The 18153-nt window shown below is 39.3% G+C and carries 15 protein-coding genes and 2 pseudogenes; 7 read left to right on the top strand and 10 right to left on the bottom strand.

The features are described from left to right. Positions 1-262: 262 nt before the first annotated feature. From ltnD to AACQ83_RS00940, 7 genes are all read left to right on the top strand, one after another. Positions 263-1168 carry an L-threonate dehydrogenase gene (ltnD, locus tag AACQ83_RS00970; RefSeq protein ID WP_112875858.1) on the top strand — a complete coding sequence of 302 codons (906 nt, stop codon included), beginning with the start codon at positions 263-265 and terminating at the stop codon, positions 1166-1168. After that, positions 1168-2445: a 3-oxo-tetronate kinase gene (otnK, locus tag AACQ83_RS00965; protein WP_112875857.1), complete on the top strand. Its 1278-nt coding sequence runs from the start codon at positions 1168-1170 to the stop codon at positions 2443-2445. The genes ltnD and otnK overlap by 1 nt, the downstream gene beginning before the upstream one ends. Then, positions 2438-3079, top strand: coding sequence for a 3-oxo-tetronate 4-phosphate decarboxylase (gene otnC / locus AACQ83_RS00960; RefSeq protein WP_112875856.1), 642 nt, complete (start codon positions 2438-2440; stop codon positions 3077-3079). The genes otnK and otnC overlap by 8 nt, the downstream gene beginning before the upstream one ends. An 18-nt stretch (positions 3080-3097) precedes the next feature. Beyond that, positions 3098-3877: a 2-oxo-tetronate isomerase gene (gene otnI, locus AACQ83_RS00955; protein ID WP_112875855.1), complete on the top strand. Its 780-nt coding sequence runs from the start codon at positions 3098-3100 to the stop codon at positions 3875-3877. A gap of 12 nt (positions 3878-3889) precedes the next feature. Further along, positions 3890-4657 carry a DeoR/GlpR family DNA-binding transcription regulator gene (locus AACQ83_RS00950; protein WP_112875854.1) on the top strand — a complete coding sequence of 256 codons (768 nt, stop codon included), beginning with the start codon at positions 3890-3892 and terminating at the stop codon, positions 4655-4657. Between the two features lie 65 nt (positions 4658-4722). Continuing rightward, entirely contained in the window at positions 4723-5688 is a 966-nt protein-coding gene (gene denD, locus AACQ83_RS00945; protein WP_112875853.1) for a D-erythronate dehydrogenase, read from the top strand. 2 nt (positions 5689-5690) lie between these two features. Then, positions 5691-7076 carry a GntP family permease gene (locus AACQ83_RS00940; protein WP_112875852.1) on the top strand — a complete coding sequence of 462 codons (1386 nt, stop codon included), beginning with the start codon at positions 5691-5693 and terminating at the stop codon, positions 7074-7076. A 93-nt stretch (positions 7077-7169) separates the two neighbouring features. On the opposite strand, the pseudogene AACQ83_RS00935 reads toward AACQ83_RS00940, so the two are convergent. The 10 genes and pseudogenes from AACQ83_RS00935 to AACQ83_RS00895 all read right to left on the bottom strand — a co-directional run. Beyond that, positions 7170-7323, bottom strand: a pseudogene (locus tag AACQ83_RS00935) (RNA-guided endonuclease InsQ/TnpB family protein); the annotation flags it as partial. Further along, positions 7319-7446 (bottom strand): annotated as a pseudogene (locus tag AACQ83_RS24495) (RNA-guided endonuclease TnpB family protein); the annotation flags it as partial. The pseudogenes AACQ83_RS00935 and AACQ83_RS24495, both read right to left, overlap by 5 nt. Positions 7447-7508: 62 nt before the next feature. After that, positions 7509-8444 (bottom strand): YwqJ-related putative deaminase, encoded by a 936-nt coding sequence (locus AACQ83_RS00930; RefSeq protein WP_112875851.1) that lies wholly within the window; start codon positions 8442-8444, stop codon positions 7509-7511. Between the two features lie 46 nt (positions 8445-8490). Beyond that, positions 8491-9459 carry a hypothetical protein gene (locus tag AACQ83_RS00925; RefSeq protein ID WP_112875850.1) on the bottom strand — a complete coding sequence of 323 codons (969 nt, stop codon included), beginning with the start codon at positions 9457-9459 and terminating at the stop codon, positions 8491-8493. Between the two features lie 280 nt (positions 9460-9739). Further along, positions 9740-10759: a cytotoxic necrotizing factor Rho-activating domain-containing protein gene (locus AACQ83_RS00920; RefSeq protein WP_112875849.1), complete on the bottom strand. Its 1020-nt coding sequence runs from the start codon at positions 10757-10759 to the stop codon at positions 9740-9742. 126 nt (positions 10760-10885) lie between these two features. After that, entirely contained in the window at positions 10886-11788 is a 903-nt protein-coding gene (locus AACQ83_RS00915; protein ID WP_240000665.1) for a cycle-inhibiting factor, read from the bottom strand. 131 nt (positions 11789-11919) lie between these two features. Then, a complete protein-coding gene (locus AACQ83_RS00910; protein WP_112875847.1) occupies positions 11920-12837 on the bottom strand; it encodes a DUF4255 domain-containing protein in 918 nt (305 codons plus the stop codon). 24 nt (positions 12838-12861) lie between these two features. Continuing rightward, complete coding sequence (locus AACQ83_RS00905) at positions 12862-14946, bottom strand: ATP-binding protein (RefSeq protein WP_112875846.1); 2085 nt, start codon at positions 14944-14946, stop codon at positions 12862-12864. A 9-nt stretch (positions 14947-14955) separates the two neighbouring features. Beyond that, the gene (locus AACQ83_RS00900) at positions 14956-16842 is read right to left on the bottom strand and encodes a contractile injection system tape measure protein (RefSeq protein WP_112875845.1); all 1887 of its coding nucleotides are present in this window, start codon (positions 16840-16842) and stop codon (positions 14956-14958) included. 224 nt (positions 16843-17066) lie between these two features. Beyond that, the gene (locus AACQ83_RS00895) at positions 17067-18062 is read right to left on the bottom strand and encodes a tail fiber protein (protein WP_112875844.1); all 996 of its coding nucleotides are present in this window, start codon (positions 18060-18062) and stop codon (positions 17067-17069) included. Positions 18063-18153 lie beyond the last annotated feature (91 nt).

The raw sequence follows: 18153 nt of genomic DNA, 5'->3' as shown, positions 1-18153 counted from the left end.
AATTAACATCTTTAAAAGAATTCAGTGAAAAGCATTTACCCAACCCTTAATGTACCCACAATGATATTTCTTATCACATCTTTATGTGAAGCTTAACATTTTGCAACAATCAACAATAAACCATATAAATCAATCAATTAAAACAAAAATCACCTTCAAGCAGCGAGCTTTCGAATGTGATAACCATCGTATATTTGTGAAATGATGTGTGAAATAATTATAAAAGAATAACAAATTATAACAACAACACCAGGGAACCATCATGAACCAATCAATACAAAAAATAGGAATTATAGGATTGGGGGCTATGGGCATGGGAATTGCCCGTGCGTTAATACGCGCGGGTATTCCCACATATGGATTTGATTTAAACCAAAAAGCCTGTGACCAACTACTACAAGCAGGCGCTAAAACGGCGACAAACAACGCTGCAAATTGGGCATCAGAGCTGGATGCTATCTTACTTGTTGTCGTCAATGGTGCTCAAATAGAAAGCATACTGTTTGAAGGCGAAACACCGTTAGTCAACCAGTTAAGAGCCGGTACGATCATTGTGCTTCACAGTACCGTTGCCGCAGAACAGGCTAAAGATTTTGCCCATCGTCTTAGCCAATACAATCTAAACATGCTGGACGCACCTATTTCAGGTGGCGCACTAAAAGCTGAACAAGGCCAACTCACCGTTATGGCCTCCGGTGAACCCGCATTATTTGAACAACTAAAACCCGTATTTGATGCCACCACCGAACGTCTCTACCATGTTGGAAATGAAATTGGTCAAGGCTCTACCGTCAAAACAATCCATCAATTACTTGCCGGTATACATATTGCTGCCGCGGCTGAAAGTATGGCATTGGCAGCCAAAGCTGGCATTTCCCTGGAGCTGATGTACGACATTGTAACCCACGCGGCTGGTAACTCTTGGATGTTTGAAAACCGCGTTCCCCACATTCTGGCAGGGGATTACACCGCCAAATCTTCCGTAGACATTTTTGTCAAAGATCTGGGATTAGCATTAGAAACAGGTAAGGATCTGAAATTCCCATTACCATTATCAGCCACTGCACATCAAATGTTCCTTGCTGCCAGTAATGAAGGTTTTGGCCAATGGGATGACAGCGCGATTATCAAAACATTTAAAGGTATCACTTTGCCGGAGAAAAAATAATGACCATTAAATTGGGCGTTATCGCTGATGACTTTACCGGCGCAACCGATATAGCCGGTTTTATGGCACAAAGTGGTTGGCGAGTTGTCCAGCTATTGGATACACCTGATGAAAATACCGCCATTCCACAGGATATTGATGCTATCGTTATCAGCCTGAAAAGCCGTTCCTGCCCGATAGTCGAAGCCGTGAATAACGCGGTGAAATCCTGCCGCTGGTTACGTCATAAAACAGGTTGTCAACAAATATTCTTCAAATACTGCTCAACTTTTGACTCTACCAGCAAAGGCAATATTGGGCCGGTCACTGATGCCCTGATGGATGAACTACAAACAGACATCACGCTAATCTCCCCTGCCCTTCCCGTTAACGGGCGAACAGTTGTACATGGGCATCTATTTGTCAACGGTCAACTACTTAATGAAAGCGGTATGCAGCACCATCCCGTGACACCAATGGCAGATGCCAATCTGCTACGCTTAATGGAACAACAAGCTCAAGGGAAAGCAGGTTTGGTGGATCTGGCATGTGTACACCAGGGAGAACAAGCAATCCGCGTGAGACTAAATCATTTACAACAACAAAACATACGCTACGCAATAACAGACACCCTCTCCATGAATGATCTACTGCCTATTGCCAGAGCGGCATCAGAACTGAAATTAATCACTGGTGGTTCCGGTCTTGGCGCTGCTCTTGCCAGCATAGACACTGGTAAGCCATTGATGCCATGCCAACCAGAAGGAGCAACACCACCCGCCGAGAATAGACGCACTGTGATCCTATCTGGCAGTTGTTCTGTCATGACCAACAAACAAGTTGCCCTGTACCAGAAACTGGCCCCTGCTCAATCCTTGAATATTGATTCATGTATCAATGATCCACAATATGCCGAAAAACTGGTTGCGTGGGTTATTCTGCAATCAGAAAACCATCTGGCTCCCATGCTATACGCCACTCAATCCCCAGAAACATTACAGAAAACCCAACAGCAATATGGTGCGGCTATTGCCAGTGAAGCAATAGAAAACACCTTCGCCCGCGTTGTAAAAAACCTGTGTCAGCTAGGATTCAATACCTTTATTATCGCAGGCGGCGAAACTGCCGGTAAAATAGTACAAAGTCTGGACATTCAACAACTCAGTATCGGCGCACCTATTGCGCCTGGCGTACCTTGGGTACACGATCGACAACACAATTATTGGCTGGCATTGAAATCAGGTAACTTCGGCAATATCGATTTCTTCCTGCATGTACAGGAGATGTTTCATGAGTGAGCAAGCACTAAGGTCAGAGTTAGTCGAATGGGCTCGTTCAATGTTCTACCGGGGTTATAGCAGTGGCGGTGCAGGTAACATCAGCGCCAAACTGGAAGATGGCACGATTATCATCACGCCGACCAACTCCAGTTTTGGTGACTTGCAAGCTGATCGCCTGAGTAAGCTAGATGCAGAAGGTGATTGGCTATCCGGTGACAAACCCACAAAAGAAGTTTCCATGCATTTGGCAATGTACCGCAACCGTCCCGAATGCCATGCGGTGGTCCATCTACATTCCCCTTGGTTAACCGCTCTTTCCTGCCTACCCAATCTGGACAAAAGTAACTGTCTACCACCCATTACGCCCTACTATGTAATGCGGGTCGGAAAACTGCCTCTGGTCAAATATCTGCCACCAGGAGATGAAAGAATCGGTGAAGAAATTGCGAAGCTGGCCGCAAAACACAACGCAATCCTCCTCTCAAACCACGGACCTGTTGTCGGCGGCAAAACTTTACGGCAAGCTTTTTTCAACGCAGAGGAATTGGAAGATACCGCACGGCTCTATTTAACCTTATTGCCACACGGCTTCACGACATTAAATAAAGAGCAAGTACAAGAACTTGAAACTCGTTACCCAAAAACTGAGTGAACAAACAAGGAATTCGTCATGGCTAAATTCGCGGCAAACTTGAGCATGATGTTCAATGATGTACCTTTCACAGAACGGTTTGCCCGTGCAGCCAAAGCTGGATTTAAAGGCATTGAATATCTGTTTCCTTATGAAGTCGCAGCGGAAGAGCTTGCTGCCCTATTAAAACAGCATCAATTAACACAAGCTCTATTCAACATGCCCGCCGGAAACTGGGCGGCAGGAGAAAGAGGAATAGCCTCTATGCCTGGCCGTGAAAAAGAATTTGTTGAAGGTACACAAATAGCTCTGAAATATGCACTGGCTCTGAATTGCAAGCAAGTTCATGCTATGGCCGGGAAATTGCATGAACAATTCACACCAGAACAACAACGTGAGTGTTATATCAAAAACATTCGATATGCCGCTGATGTCATGGCAGAACATAACATCAACGTATTAATTGAACCAATTAATACTCGTGATATGCCGGGTTACTTTTTAACAACTCAACATCAGGCTGAAACATTACTCAAAGAAATTGACCGTCAAAATGTTTTTATCCAGTTGGATCTTTATCACTGCCAGATCATGGAAGGAGATTTGCTACGCACCATCGAGCGTCTATGGGGAAAATTCAGTCACATCCAGATTGCCTCCGTGCCTGAACGCCACGAACCCGATAGCGGCGAAGTGAACTATCCGTGGCTATTTAACAAACTGGATGAAATGGGCTATCAAGGGTGGTTGGGCTGTGAATATCACCCCGCTGGTTACACCGAAGATGGTCTGGATTGGTTGACCAAAGCACAGAAATAATCAGGAGAAGATATGCTTCCATCAGAGCGTAGAGACTTTATTTATCGCTATGTACATGAATATCAGACAATTTCTATCAGCGCACTGGTTAAACTGATGAACGTCTCACATATGACAGTACGGCGGGATATCCGCACTCTGGAGGAAGAAGGAAAAGTCGTTAGTGTCAGTGGCGGTGTGCAACTTAGTGATGTTTTACGTCAGGAATTGCCTTGGAATGAAAAAGCCCAGCTTAATCATCGTCATAAGCGGGAAATTGGTCAATACGCCGTATCTATGGTTGAAGATGGACAAGTGGTCTATCTTGATGCTGGCACCACCACGTTTGAAATTGCCAGAGTCCTAGCTGAGCGTTTTAACCTCACTATCATCACGAACGATTTTTCCATTACCCAATATCTGATGAACAAACCCCAATTAAATCTGTTCCATACCGGGGGGCAGGTAGATAAGAGAAATCATTCCTGTGTTGGCCCTATCGCCGCTATGTTGCTTCGCAACTTAAATGTGGATATTGCCTTTATTAGCACCAGCTCATGGGATCTGGAGCATGGTGTCTCCACGCCGCATGAAGAAAAAGTTTTAGTCAAACAAGCAGTATTGGAAATCGCCCGCCGACGTGTTTTGGTGTCTGATAGCAGTAAATATGGCAAATACGGCATGTTTCGGGTCTGCCCGCTTTCGAGTTTGGATGATATTGTCTGTGATAGCCAGCTTCCGCCGAAAGTGCAGCAACAATTACGAGAACATAATCTGATATTACATACCGTCAGCGTATAAAGGATAAGAACCCTACTATACCCTATAAGCAAATAGCCCAAAGCTATTAAACAAGGAGAGTTACAATGAAAGTGATAATCACTGGTGGCGCAGGTTTTCTGGGTCAGCAACTAGCCAGCGCTTTACTAAACAACAATCAAACATTAAATTTCGACCAACTCATATTGACCGATATTCAATGTCCTGTTTCACCCGTTAATGATCCCCGCGTTCAGTGTCTGGCGCTGGATTTAACTCAATCAGGAGCTGCGGAAAAGCTGATCGATGAAAACAGTGCGGTGTTATTCCATCTCGCCGCCATTGTCAGTAGTCACGCTGAAAGCGATTTTGATCTCGGCTTGCAAGTTAACTTTGATGTTACTCGCAACTTATTAAACGTTGCACGGGCTAAAAATCCAAAATTGAAATTTATCTTCACCAGTTCCCTAGCCGTATTTGGTGGAGAATTACCATCAACCATTACGGATCAGTGTGCGGTTAATCCTCAATCATCCTATGGCGCACAGAAAGCCATGTGTGAATTGATAATTAACGACTATTCCCGCAAAGGATATGTTGATGGCCGGGTACTTCGTCTACCGACAATCAGTATCCGCCCAGGTAAACCAAACAAAGCAGCCTCCTCTTTTGCCAGTGGCATTATCCGTGAACCTCTGCACGGAGAAAGCAGTATCTGCCCAGTTTCCCGCGATCTTACTTTATGGCTTTCCAGCCCTGAAACCGTGATCCGCAACTTTATACATGCAGCTCAAATTCCGGCAGAAAAATTTGGTCTTTCCCGCACCGTTAATTTACCGGGTATTAGCGTCACAGTTCAGAACATGATTGATGCACTGGCCGAGATTGCCGGGCAGAAAGCGGTGGATCTCATCCGCTTTGAACCAGACGAAAACATTAACCGTATTGTTGCCAGTTGGCCGGGTCACTTCGATATCAACCGTGGCTTATCACTGGGTTTTCATGTTGATAATACTTTCAGTGATGCAATCCGTGCTTTTATCTCCAATAACCTGTCCCAAGCTGGAGGCTAATTATGGAACGCTACATTCCGGTCATTGGTCTGGGTATTGCCGTATTTACGTTGATCTTTCTGGTACTACGTACCCGTGTTCATGCTTTATTAGCAATGCTCATCGCAGCGGCGATTGCCGGGCTCACGGGTGGCTTAACCGCAGCAAATACCATTGATGTTATGACTAAAGGTTTTGGCTCCACACTGGGCAGTATCGGGATTGTTATCGGTCTGGGGGTCATGATGGGACGGGTGCTGGAAGTTTCCGGCGCCGCGGAACAGATAGCCTACAGTTTTATCAAATGGTTAGGTAAAAAACGCGAAGAATGGGCATTAGCGATCACCGGTTATATCGTCAGTATCCCAATTTTCGTCGACTCTGCCTTTGTTATTCTCTATCCACTGGCAAAGGCTCTCGCAAAAAAGGGAAAACGTCATCTTCTAACGCTTGGCGTGGCCCTAGCCGGCGGATTGGTTGTTACCCACCACACTGTTCCGCCAACACCGGGGCCACTGGGAGTTGCTGGTATTTTCGGTGTCGATGTCGGCGCCATGATGTTAACCGGTATGGTTCTGGCGGTACCTTGCGTTATTGGCATTGTATTTTATGCCAAATGGTTAGCAGTAAAATATCCTGAATTTCAACCCATTGATGAAGCCGAAGAAGCTCAAGATCTACAAACAATTCATCAACGCTATATAGAAGAAAAAGCGAACAAACCACTACCGAGTCTATTTCTTTCCCTGTTGCCGATTATTGTCCCTATTGTTTTGATCTTCATTAAAGCCATTAATGGCCTGTTATTAAACACTGAAACTTTTACTGGACAAGAAAACAACTTCTATTTTCAGACATTCGATTTCCTTGGTGCACCAGTTATTGCCTTAGCCATTAGTGTATTATTGGCGGTTTATACCTTGATGCCAAAAGCCAATAAACATGAAGTCATTGACCGTCTGGAAGAAGGTTTACAGGCTGCCGGTATTATTTTATTAGTGACAGGAGCAGGCGGTGCGTTAGGCGCGGTATTGCGTGAAAGTGGTACCGGCGCCATTCTGGCGCAATATATAGCCAATCTCCCCCTAACACCGGTGCTGATTCCATTTATCATCGCAACACTGGTTCGCTTAATTCAAGGTTCCGGCACTGTGGCAATGATTACCGCTGCTTCTATTTCTGCACCAATTATTAGTCAAATTCCGGGGATCAACATGTTGGTTGCCGCACAAGCAGCAACGATGGGTTCGTTATTCTTCGGTTATTTTAATGACAGCCTATTCTGGGTCGTTAACCGCATGATGGGAATCAAAGATGCCAAACAACAGATGATCGTTTGGTCAATACCAACCACTATTGCATGGGCGATTGGCTTGTGTGGCGTCATCATCTTGGATCTAGTGTTATAAATACCAAATCATTAGCAAAACTATCATTTAGCCTCCTTATAAGTGGGAGGGTGACTGCTCCCCGCAGTAAAAAACGGCGAGACTTCCCACTTCTCAGGCCACAACCGTCGATGCAACGGATTTACGCTGGCCTCCGTGGGCAGAAACGACGAGTCCCGCCGCCTGTAATTCCAGTATGCCCTTGCGCTGGAGCGACGTTGATATCACGATCATGTTCGACACCACAACAAGGACATCGCCAGATCCGCGCAGAGTATTGAGGCGTAATACTTGCCTGTTGCAGTGCGATTTTCACTTCCCCGTTAATTTCACGATGCAGCCGGGCTTCTACCGGAGGTAATTTCGGTATTTTGATTGCACCGTCAAGCACTCATAAGAAGTAAGTAAAATGCCTGAGAGGTTAAATACTCAGGCATAAAAAAGAATACTATTTTATATTGGAGATTCTTGCGGTGTTTTATATCGAGATAATGTTGATGAAAAATCACTTCCCGCACTTGTTACCTTACCAGTAACGACATTGACGGGTGATGACAATATCCCCGAACAATTATGGCAAGCAGCAAAATTATCTCCAGCTTGTTTAGTTGTTAATCGCTGAGTGAAAATAGATGATTTCAGCATATCCCGTATATATTCGCTTATTTTCCGACTTCCAATAATTTTCCCTGCCTTTTTATCTTCTAAAATCAATAAATTATTCAGCGCCTGTACCTCTGCATGCAAACCAGCAATACCCGCCATCGTCGGTAATATACGGTCGTTGTTGATAATATGATTGCTGATCAAAGATTCTATTACTGGATGTAAAGGTGTATTTACCCTACCATACATATCTCTTATCCCTGAAATAAAGGACTCAATATCAATAATCTTATAAGCTTCGGCCTCATCACTTTGTTGTATTTTCCATTCTCCTTTATCTTTCACTATCGATAATTTCGGACATTTAATCAGGTTAATACCCGGGAATAATTTTCCATCGGCTAAATTTCTATTATTATCCTTAAAGTTGACAAATTCATCGTCATAATGACCATTATACTCGTATCCAGCATGAGCAGCGAAATTCTCCAAGGATTTCTTTGCATAAAGAAATTTTCCATCATAGACACCATTCGATTTTAAACCCGGTTTTGAGAAATTATGCTGCTTCGCTGGTTTCAATTGTCCAAATTCCCTTGAAGAGCTAAGGATTAATTGCGTTTTTTTACTAAAACCATCAAATTCAGGAATCTGTTTTTGATAAGCCGACATAACTGCTTTTGCATCAGGAAGTTCCAAATGTAATGCATCCAATAACCTTTCATCCTCAGTTTTACCTTTGCCAAGTTTAGCTGTTTTTTCACGTATATCATTTTTGAACATTTTTAAACTCTCTATAATGATTGAAATTGGATACCTGAAATTATTATCAACGTCTTCCTGTTAAGGGTGAAAAAATTCGTCTCGGTAATGCTATTAATCTAGACATTGCTCCTCCATTTCTCTGAGTAGCTATATTTCGATTACTACCCTGAGGAATATAATTCTGCCATAACGTTGGATTTTCGTCCCACGGCGCAATAACTTCCTTACCATCCCGATAAAAATGAATTCTTCCCGCCAATCTCTCTCTATTGCGATAAGCATAACGCAATTCAGACGCGGTAACTGACTCGCCTGGCCCAGCCTCCAGAGGAGTAGAACCTTTTGTTTTATTAACAACCTGTTCGATATTCAGGCCATCAAGAACAAAGTGTATTTTTGTTCTCCCATTACGGGCTGCCATTTCTATACCAAGCTTGCTTCCTCTTTTCCAAAGTAATCTAGGTTCAAAGGTAAGCCATGTTTTGTTATAACAAACATGATAATAGTCAGAATTATACTTACTAGTTATTTCTTTAAATATTTTATACATATTAAATTTCTTATTTTCACCTCCTATTTTAAAATAATCATTCCATAAAGGATATCTTCCTTTTTGTTCTTCAATAATATCTTTCTGTAAACTGTCTTTAACCTTAATATTCCTTGCATATTTTTTAGGATTTTTCACCAAATCTTCTGATTTTTTAGGTAATATCGTGGTGTCTTTTAAAATAACTCTAGATACTTCGTTATTATAAAAATCTATAATCATTGGCGTACTGTCAGGATTCTTTGAATCAAAATTAGGATTAACATCTCTTATATACTTTCCCCTTTTAGCGGCAAGGCCATAAAACAGATCGCCATTTTCTTCACTGTAATTATCTTTCGCTACCCTAGGAGTATTATTCATCATCTGATTTAGATCCAATCCTGATCCTAACGGATTATTATCTATTTCATGCTGATCAATAGAATTCCCCAACGGCATTGAAGTTTTTTTCTTTTCTTTTTCACTATATTCACGTCCCATACTATCACCTTATAATTTTTTATAATAAATACATTAGGAATAAATAACATATAAATCCAAATATTATTGGCATTTAGACATAGATATATGTTCAAATCGATGATCATAAATGAATATAGTGTTATTCAAACCATTTAGCGTCAGATTTATACCCGTCATCTTTCAAGTTGCCTCTTTGTTGGCTGCACTCGCTCACCCCGGTCACATCGTTATCTATGCTCCCGGGGATTCACTCCCTTGCCGTCGCGATGCATCTTGAAATCCATAGGGTATATATTAACTATAACAACCGTTTTTTGAGTGAATTAATGACCTCAATAGTATTGCCTTTCTTGCCGGATGAAACCATAGCATCTTCCGACAACACTTTAACATTCATCTTTCCTTTATCATCCCTGGCCAGCAGCGCATAACTATAACCAGCCCTAATAGCAGGTTTTTCAAGCTTCTTTTCGTCATAGTTAAAAACACCAACATTTTCTGCCGTATTATCAATCACAACGCCCGGTTTACCCATATAGGTAATGACACTCTGATCATACTTTGCAAATATATTCACCAGATCGTTATTCTGTTCACCAACCATCATCGGCTCGCTGTCCGGCGAAAGTGCTTTATGGCTCTCATAAGTAGTAACAACCCCCTGCCGGCCTGTTTTCCATTCATTATCACCAGGCTTCTGCCCTGTATGATAAGCAAAAAAATAGTCATCTTTCACGGCATATATCATGGTACAACCGCTCAACCCTCCAGACGTAACAACAACCGGCTGCCCATGTTGAATATCCTTCAAAGCAATTCTTATTCCTACAGTTCCCGATGCGCCATTTACCACGTTAATACCAGTAATATTGGAATCCAACGTGTTTTTGCCCCAATGCACTCCGATCACGCCGGTACCCGATTCGAAAGATGTAGCCTGATCACCACGAAATCCCATAACAACATCATGAAAAGGATTTTCCTGACGGGAAACACTATTTCTCAAAGGTATTGCCTGTGCAAGCTCCCGGTTGCTGTCATGACGATGAGCCACAACGGGTACGTTAATTGGTGCATCCTCACTCCCTACCAATAACCCCTTATTCTTCAACGGGGAAATATGCCCTTTATTAAGGCTTCTATCTGCAAGAAATTGCTTCAACTTTTTAGTTCTCCTGCTTTTATAACCTGGCCTAGGCTCACTCTCATTATTTGAAAGTTCAAGATGTCCACCAGAAGAACTTGATAATGGCGATTGCATAACACTATTTTTAGTACGTTGTGTGGGTACTGTTTGAGGATTAGCATGTTTTAACATTTATAGGCTCTCTATGCTGGTTAATTTTATTATATTTAAAATTTATATTTGCCTGAATTATTATTCTAACGTTTTTAGTACAATTATTAAAATAATAGATCTCATTCTGGCTTACCAAATGCTATATTATAAACTATCAAATTTAGCTTTTAATTTTTCAATATTTTCATAAAAGTCATTAATATTATACTCTGTTAAATAGATATCAATCCGTTTATCTTTCTTAATTTTATCTAATCCAACATCAGATATCTCTTTATGTATATCAAAAATTTCGGCAATAAGTTCCTGTTGTTCATTTGCAGATAATAGATTAAATTCATGACTTAATAATTTCTTTAATTTATTAAGAGTAACGGGATCTTTTCCTCTAGCACTTAACCAATCTGCTATTTTAAGAGGCGGTAATGCCCCCTCTCCCAAATCTGACTGATAGATATATCCCACTGTTTCCTGATCATTGGATGGAATATCAATTAAAAACATATGCCCAAGTCGATGATCATTAACCAATGCAACATAATTTTTTGCACCACTGAGCTGATCAACTCTTTCAGCAAATTCATTGCCATCTATTTTTCCTACCTGGGCCGTTTTTACTGGATCAACAGCATGTTCCCCCTCAGTCATTAATTTAAATATATTTTGGGCAGATAAACCGCAAACTGGCTCAGTAGGATCATAAGGATTTATCCCAACGATTTCTTGATAGATTTCAATACCACCTAATTCAGAAACAGTTTCATCAATCGCCTTAAATATAGCTGCCAAATCTCTATCAACGATTTTATTTTGCCAATTATCATTCCAGAGTAATTTATTTCCTTTTGGATCATTATGTAATGCAATAATACCATTTATCAATTCTACAGAACTCAGATTATGCTTTTTTAGTTTTGATATATCCTTGGACTCCGACAAGCAGATTGAAGGTGCTATTTCCAGATGATCACCCGTTGTTATATTTTCAAGTGTTTTATCCTTTTTGGTGCTAGTTTCAAATTTTTTCGCAAAGTTGCTGATTGGCATAATATTATTATCCAAGATTCATAAGTAAGTAATATATAGATTAAAATATCACAAACAACAAGATTTTTTTATATAAAACCATCAATAAAAATATCGTTATTTTCTCTAACTTGTCATTTTATTATGAGTAATTAATTAGATGATGGTTTTTTCACCCCAATTAATGCATCAGAATTTTCTTTAGCAACAATAATACCTATACCATTTACCTTAGCAACCGCTTTATGACTTTTTACCCATGTTGAAAGAATCTCTTTTATCTTAGGGAAATAAGTTAAGCAAGTAACACCCGAAACCTCAAGAATAATTTTTTCATTTTCTTGATTATCATTATTGCCTGTGACAGATATGTCCAGTTTAATCGTTAACTTCACTTTAGCCAGCGCAAAACGCACATGTTCTGTATCCCCCAAATCAGTACATAATTTTTCTAATAACGCCTGACTTATTTGTGATCTAACCGGATTCAATTTTTGGTCCACAGAATGAGAAATTTCCATAACTGGCTCTATTGTATTAGTAATATCTTGAAGTTTTACCGGTGCGGTAATGGAATATAATAAAGAAAGACGTGGACGATTACCAAGCGCCTGCCAAAAATTACCTAAGCTATTTAAATTTTCCTGTGGTGGGATAACTCTAGTATAAGCACTAGGAATTTTAGGTAATTGACGATGATTAATCAATGCATTCAAAACAGATGTCATTATTTTTGCCGCCTGATTATCAGGTTGGCTATCCGGGCTACAGCCATCAACTGATGGTTTATTCGAATGCCAGTAAGTAATTAAATAATTATAATTAATATTTACCCATCCCGGTAACAATAAATTAGTCACAGGATTATAACGCTTTGGTTCAGCAGAGCGTAATTGTAAATCTTCATGTACATCATAAAGAAATACACTTATTGTCGGTTTAGATGGAATTGAATCTATATCTGGTAAATCAAAACGAATATCAACATTATTTAAATATCGAGATAGAATATCTTTTAATGCGTTATTAACTTCGATAATAGCATTATTAGGCTCAATGATATCTTTCATATCGACTCCAAATTTGATAAGTATTTAAAAGACCAGTCTGCCACTCTTATTTAATTCTAGAATAATGGCCCGCTCTATATATTGATTCTCAATTTTTTCACTATTATTGTCTGCGGCTAATATTGATGCCAATAAGGCAATATTTCTGATATTAGCCCCAGTCAAATCAGCTCGTTTAGCCAAATGTGCAAAATCAATTTCGTCGGATAATTTCAGTTGTTCAGGCCAGATAGTTTGCCACATTTTTTTACGTAGCTCTTCATCAGGATAAGTAAAATGAGTAATAAAGGTAAAACGACGATTAAAAGCGCTATCCAAATGGCTACGATTATTAGTGGCTAAAATCACCAATCCCGGATAATCTTCCAGCCGTTGTAATAGATAAGAAACTTCAATATTGGCATGTCTGTCCTGAGCATCTTTGGTTTCACTGCGCTTGCCAAACAATGCATCAGCTTCATCAAAAAATAGTACCCCAGAATCCATCTCAGCCAAATCAAAAATACGAGCAATATTTTTTTCCGTTTCACCAATATATTTATTCACAACCGTAGAAAGATCGACTTTAATCAAATCAACACCAAGATGCCCGGCAATCACTTCTGCGGCCATCGTTTTACCCGTCCCCGATTCACCGTAAAACAGTACACTAATACCGCTACCATAGCCTATTTTTTCCTGAAAACCCGTATCCAAAATCTGATCACGGTAATTAATCGCCGCAATAATCTCTTTCAATTGTTGAGCTAATTCACCTGAAACCACCAAATCATTAAAATTACGTTTTGGTGTTATCCGGCGAGCCAGTTTACCTAAACTCTGTTGAGCGCGGAAACTTAATGCTTTACGTAAATCTATTTCTTCTAATTGACCTTCCGGTTGTCGTAATATTTGATATTGATAAGCTTCTTTAAGAATTAACGGCAAGGTCTCTGCGGTAAATGAAAAACGCTGGCACAATTGAACAATATTAACTTTCTGAACGATATTATCCGGTAAGCATTCTCTCAACATAGATTCTTTATCCACCAGTGTAGCTACCGGCATCTCAATTTGCACTATTGGCAGATGTTTAATCCATATTAATGTATCTCCCGGTTCTACCAAACAAACTACCCGTAACTTTGGTTGATTCAGCAAAACGAATAATAGGTTATTCAATATTTTCTTTTCATCTATAAATAAAGAAAAATTACGAATTAATAAACAAGCATTATGTAACCGTGCTTCTCTCACGGCATCTGCCAGCAAATTAGCTATTACAGTTGAATTCTCTTCCGCTGGTAATCGAGCTACATCCAGGGTTAAAGTACTGATTCTGTGAAACGCCATAATATTGCCGACCGCTAATTCTCTGGCACTGCCCTGTTTTCCTCTAAGTATCACCAAAGGGCGAACCTCATCAGTTTCATTCAATAATATCTTTTCAAGTGAATGATAAAGAGTTGGTGGATACCAAAGGTGAGAAACAGGAGAATGCCAATAAGCACAAATTATTAGGGGCGGTAAAATTATCTGTTGTCCTGATAAAAAATGCCAGACAGTGCTATGAGTTAAAAATTGCGTTTGTAACCAAATAGGTTCTTCGTGGTTATTAAGCCGTAATAATTGGTTACTGATTAATGGTGTTTGTGGTAATAAACTGTTTTTCAGTAATTGCCAATCATTTTGACGTTGACTAAATAATTCAATTGCTAAAGAAAAACTAGGCCACTGTTTTTTACTATTACCGTGCAAAGCAGAAAATAATGCATGATAACGGCTGTCAAAATGGGGTAATAAACCAAGCAATAAGACATCGCGCTCAAACTCTGTCAGTTCAAAACGCTCAACTAATAGAGATAATGCATCAGAAACAAAATATTCTTCGGTTTTCGGATGACCAACAATATCACTCTCCTCAAATAACCAATGAGGAAAGCCTTGCGGTTGTATCAGATATTCCTCTATTTTATTTTCATCAAGTAAAAAACTCTCCGGTAAAGAATCATATTTGTCTCTATTCTGATAATAGTAATGTTGTAATTGCAGATCGATACGTTCCAGATGGGGATAAATCCAACGTAATTCAGCCATCATATAATGGCTATTTTTAAGTAAAGAGTTCATATAAGCCTTTTAAATGTTTTGCCAGTCAATCTGCAAAGGAAGATTTAGCCAGGGAAGTTTGGCGATATTTAACGGCCACGGCCAGTCGGTTAATAATAGATCAAATGGCTGATGTTGTATTGTAATTTTTATTTCCTGTTCATCTATCAGTAATTCACCCGGCCGCTGTAAAAACAGTTGACGGACATCATTATGACTCAGTTTTTTCCAACCCGGAAGTTGAGCAATAATCGCATCTAACCATTGTTCTATTATCAACTGTTTTTCTGGTTCAATAGAAATTGATTGTGTCTCTTCATCAATCATTAACCCACACAGAACGTTATTCAATATTTTTCTTCCTACCTGCGTCTCTTCACTTCTCCAAATAAGATAATCCAGAGAATCAACCGCCCTAAATTGAGCTTGATGATGGATAAAATTTTTCTCTTCAACTAGACCTAGTTGATTAAATAATACGGGTAACATCGGCCATAGAATTAATATTCCAGCATTACTGATTTGATCTGGCGGCAATAAACCCGGCTCAGAACATGGTCTATTAATTGCTCGACGTTGGCTATAATTATTGTCTTTAATGCACAAGTTATCTGGTGTTAATAATATTGGCTGATCTTGCAAAATTAATTTTTGATTTGCATTGTTTGGAATAAAGCGTTGTGATAGATCGCGATATTCCTCAGCAGAGAGATGTTTTTTACAGAGTTGTGAAACAGAACTTAATTGCCACAGTGATGCTAACCAAGCTGTACCTGTTTGGTTATATAACGCTGGATGTTGCAATAACTGGAGAATATTTTCTGTTTTGATTTCCCCCTTCTGAATTGTTGCCGCTATTAATGAAAGCTGATGATGATTTAATGACGGTAAAATTTTCTGAGTCTCCGTCGCTAATCTCTGTAATAATTCAGTCAACAAAAAATTAACTGCGACTGCTTGTTGTAAAGTGTGTTCTCTAATAATCTGATCTTCACAACTAAAGCGATTAACTAAATCTTCATATTCCTGAATGGAGAGGTGTTTTTTGCACAGTTTTGGAATCAATTCTATTTGCCAAAGCAGCTTCAACCATGCATTTAATAAGGCACTTTCAGCGACTATATTTTGGCGAAATAATGTAATAATAGGCACAATATCAAGCATACTGCTATCAAGTTCAGCCATGATATATGACATCACTTTCATATCTGGTTTAGGTATTTTCTGCGTATTATGTCGCTGTATATATCCCAAGGCATTCAATACCAATTGCCAAGAAGAAATTATCTTTCCTTGATGCTGAGATTTATCTATATCCTCCAACAATTTGTGATTAATCGCAGTTAATAAAGCAGGTTGACTGATAGCTAAAAGTCGCTGCAAACCATGCTCAGATAGGCAGCTTTTTGCCAATAATAATGTTAAATTGCTCTCCATTCCCATTAATTGGTTAATTAAAGTTTTGATATTAATATTCCCATTATCTTCCATTGCCTTTTCTGGATCTAATTTAATATCTTTTTGATATATGTACTGGATAAATTCCTCGATATCGGATAAATAATTACTATCTAATAAAGAGGGATTATGGATATTTTGGAATATTATTGGTTCTTCTGTGAGTGTTTTTTCCTTATTATCTCCATGATATCGATTCAATGCTTTACTCAACTCCATATTAAGCCGAGTAGGAAATAATGAATTAAAGTCATGTGAATTAATTTCACCAAGATTCAACGTTAATTTCTCTAAATAGATATCTTGATTAACAACATGTTTATTAAAGTATAAATTAAGTAATTTACGCACATTGACTTGATTAAGCAGAGAACCATGTAATACTTTTCTAGCTACCTGTTGATTATTAGCTTCGATAGCAATATTGATCTGATTTAACCTATTTTTCTCTAAAACCATATTAATTTCCCCTTGTAATTAACTACTACAATAGATACGAATAATCTATACCCGTTATCTTTCAAGTTGCCTCTTTGTTTGGCTGCACTCACTCACCCCGGTCACATAGTTCTCTATGCTCCCGGGGATTCGCTCCCTTGCCGTCGCGATCCATCTTGAAATCCATTGGGTATATGTTGTAAAAATATCATCATTGTTTAACTGATTAGTGACATCATTTATATTTATGACTTCATAATATATCTCATAAAATATACATTTGCCCTCACATGTTTTCCATACTCTAAATGCCAAAAATTAGTTTCTATTTTATTACCACCTGAAATCAAACTAATACCCCAGCTTGCTTGACCTTTCTCACTATCACCATTTAAATTAGGTGTACCATTTTTTCCATCACACAATACCCAACCATTAGGTACAGGTTTATTACTATAAAATGGCACAATTGTTCCTGCGGGAATAATTAAATTAGCGAGTGCTGAAGCAATTTCTTCGACATTAACACCTACACCATCTGAATTAACAGTGATACCTTTACCTGCTTTAACTTTTACACCATTTTTACTCAGGCTCAAACCACTTACACCGCTCCAAGCATTACTTGTATTTCCTCCTTCTAATTTTAAATAAAGACCAGTATTATCAGTTACCACAATACCGCCCCCGTCCCAACATTTAACAGCAATACCATCTGAATCAACGGAAATACTGCCATTATTCTTGGCCTTAACTTCGACTCCCTTTCCACTAACCGAAATACCATCACCAGCTTTAACTGAAACACCATTGCCATCAACAGTAATACCATTAGCAGCCTTGACAGCGATATCATCTGTATTTACAACTATACCATTACCTTGACCGATAGATATTCCATTGTCTTTATTAATCAGACCACTACCAAGATCTACAGATAAAATATCATCTTTTAACATTAATGGAGAAAAGTCTTTACTGGAGATAGGACCTATTTTTAAATTAAGCGTACCATTACTATCTAGTTTCAATCCTGTTCCTGGTCCATTTTGTTGTGGCGCTTTCCCGACTGCTTTACGGCCAATATCAGCAATATCAATTAAATATTCATAATCAGTTTGCAATGGAATACTGCCTGCTTTAAAGCGTTTTTTTACATCATCTGCTGAGGGGTTTTCTACTTTATTATTAGTATTTTCTTGATTACTCTCTGAATTGGACAAATCGTGCTTCTTTTCCATTTTTATCACCTTATATATTCGTCTATTCTAATAACATATACCCGTTATCTTTCAAGTTGTCTCTTGTTGGCTGCACTCACTCACCCCGGTC

This window comes from Photorhabdus sp. S10-54 (assembly GCF_963878145.1).
GTDB lineage: Bacteria > Pseudomonadota > Gammaproteobacteria > Enterobacterales > Enterobacteriaceae > Photorhabdus > Photorhabdus kayaii.
The sequence above is the reverse complement of the archived record's forward strand: the minus strand, read 5'-3'. Positions and strand labels throughout refer to the sequence as shown.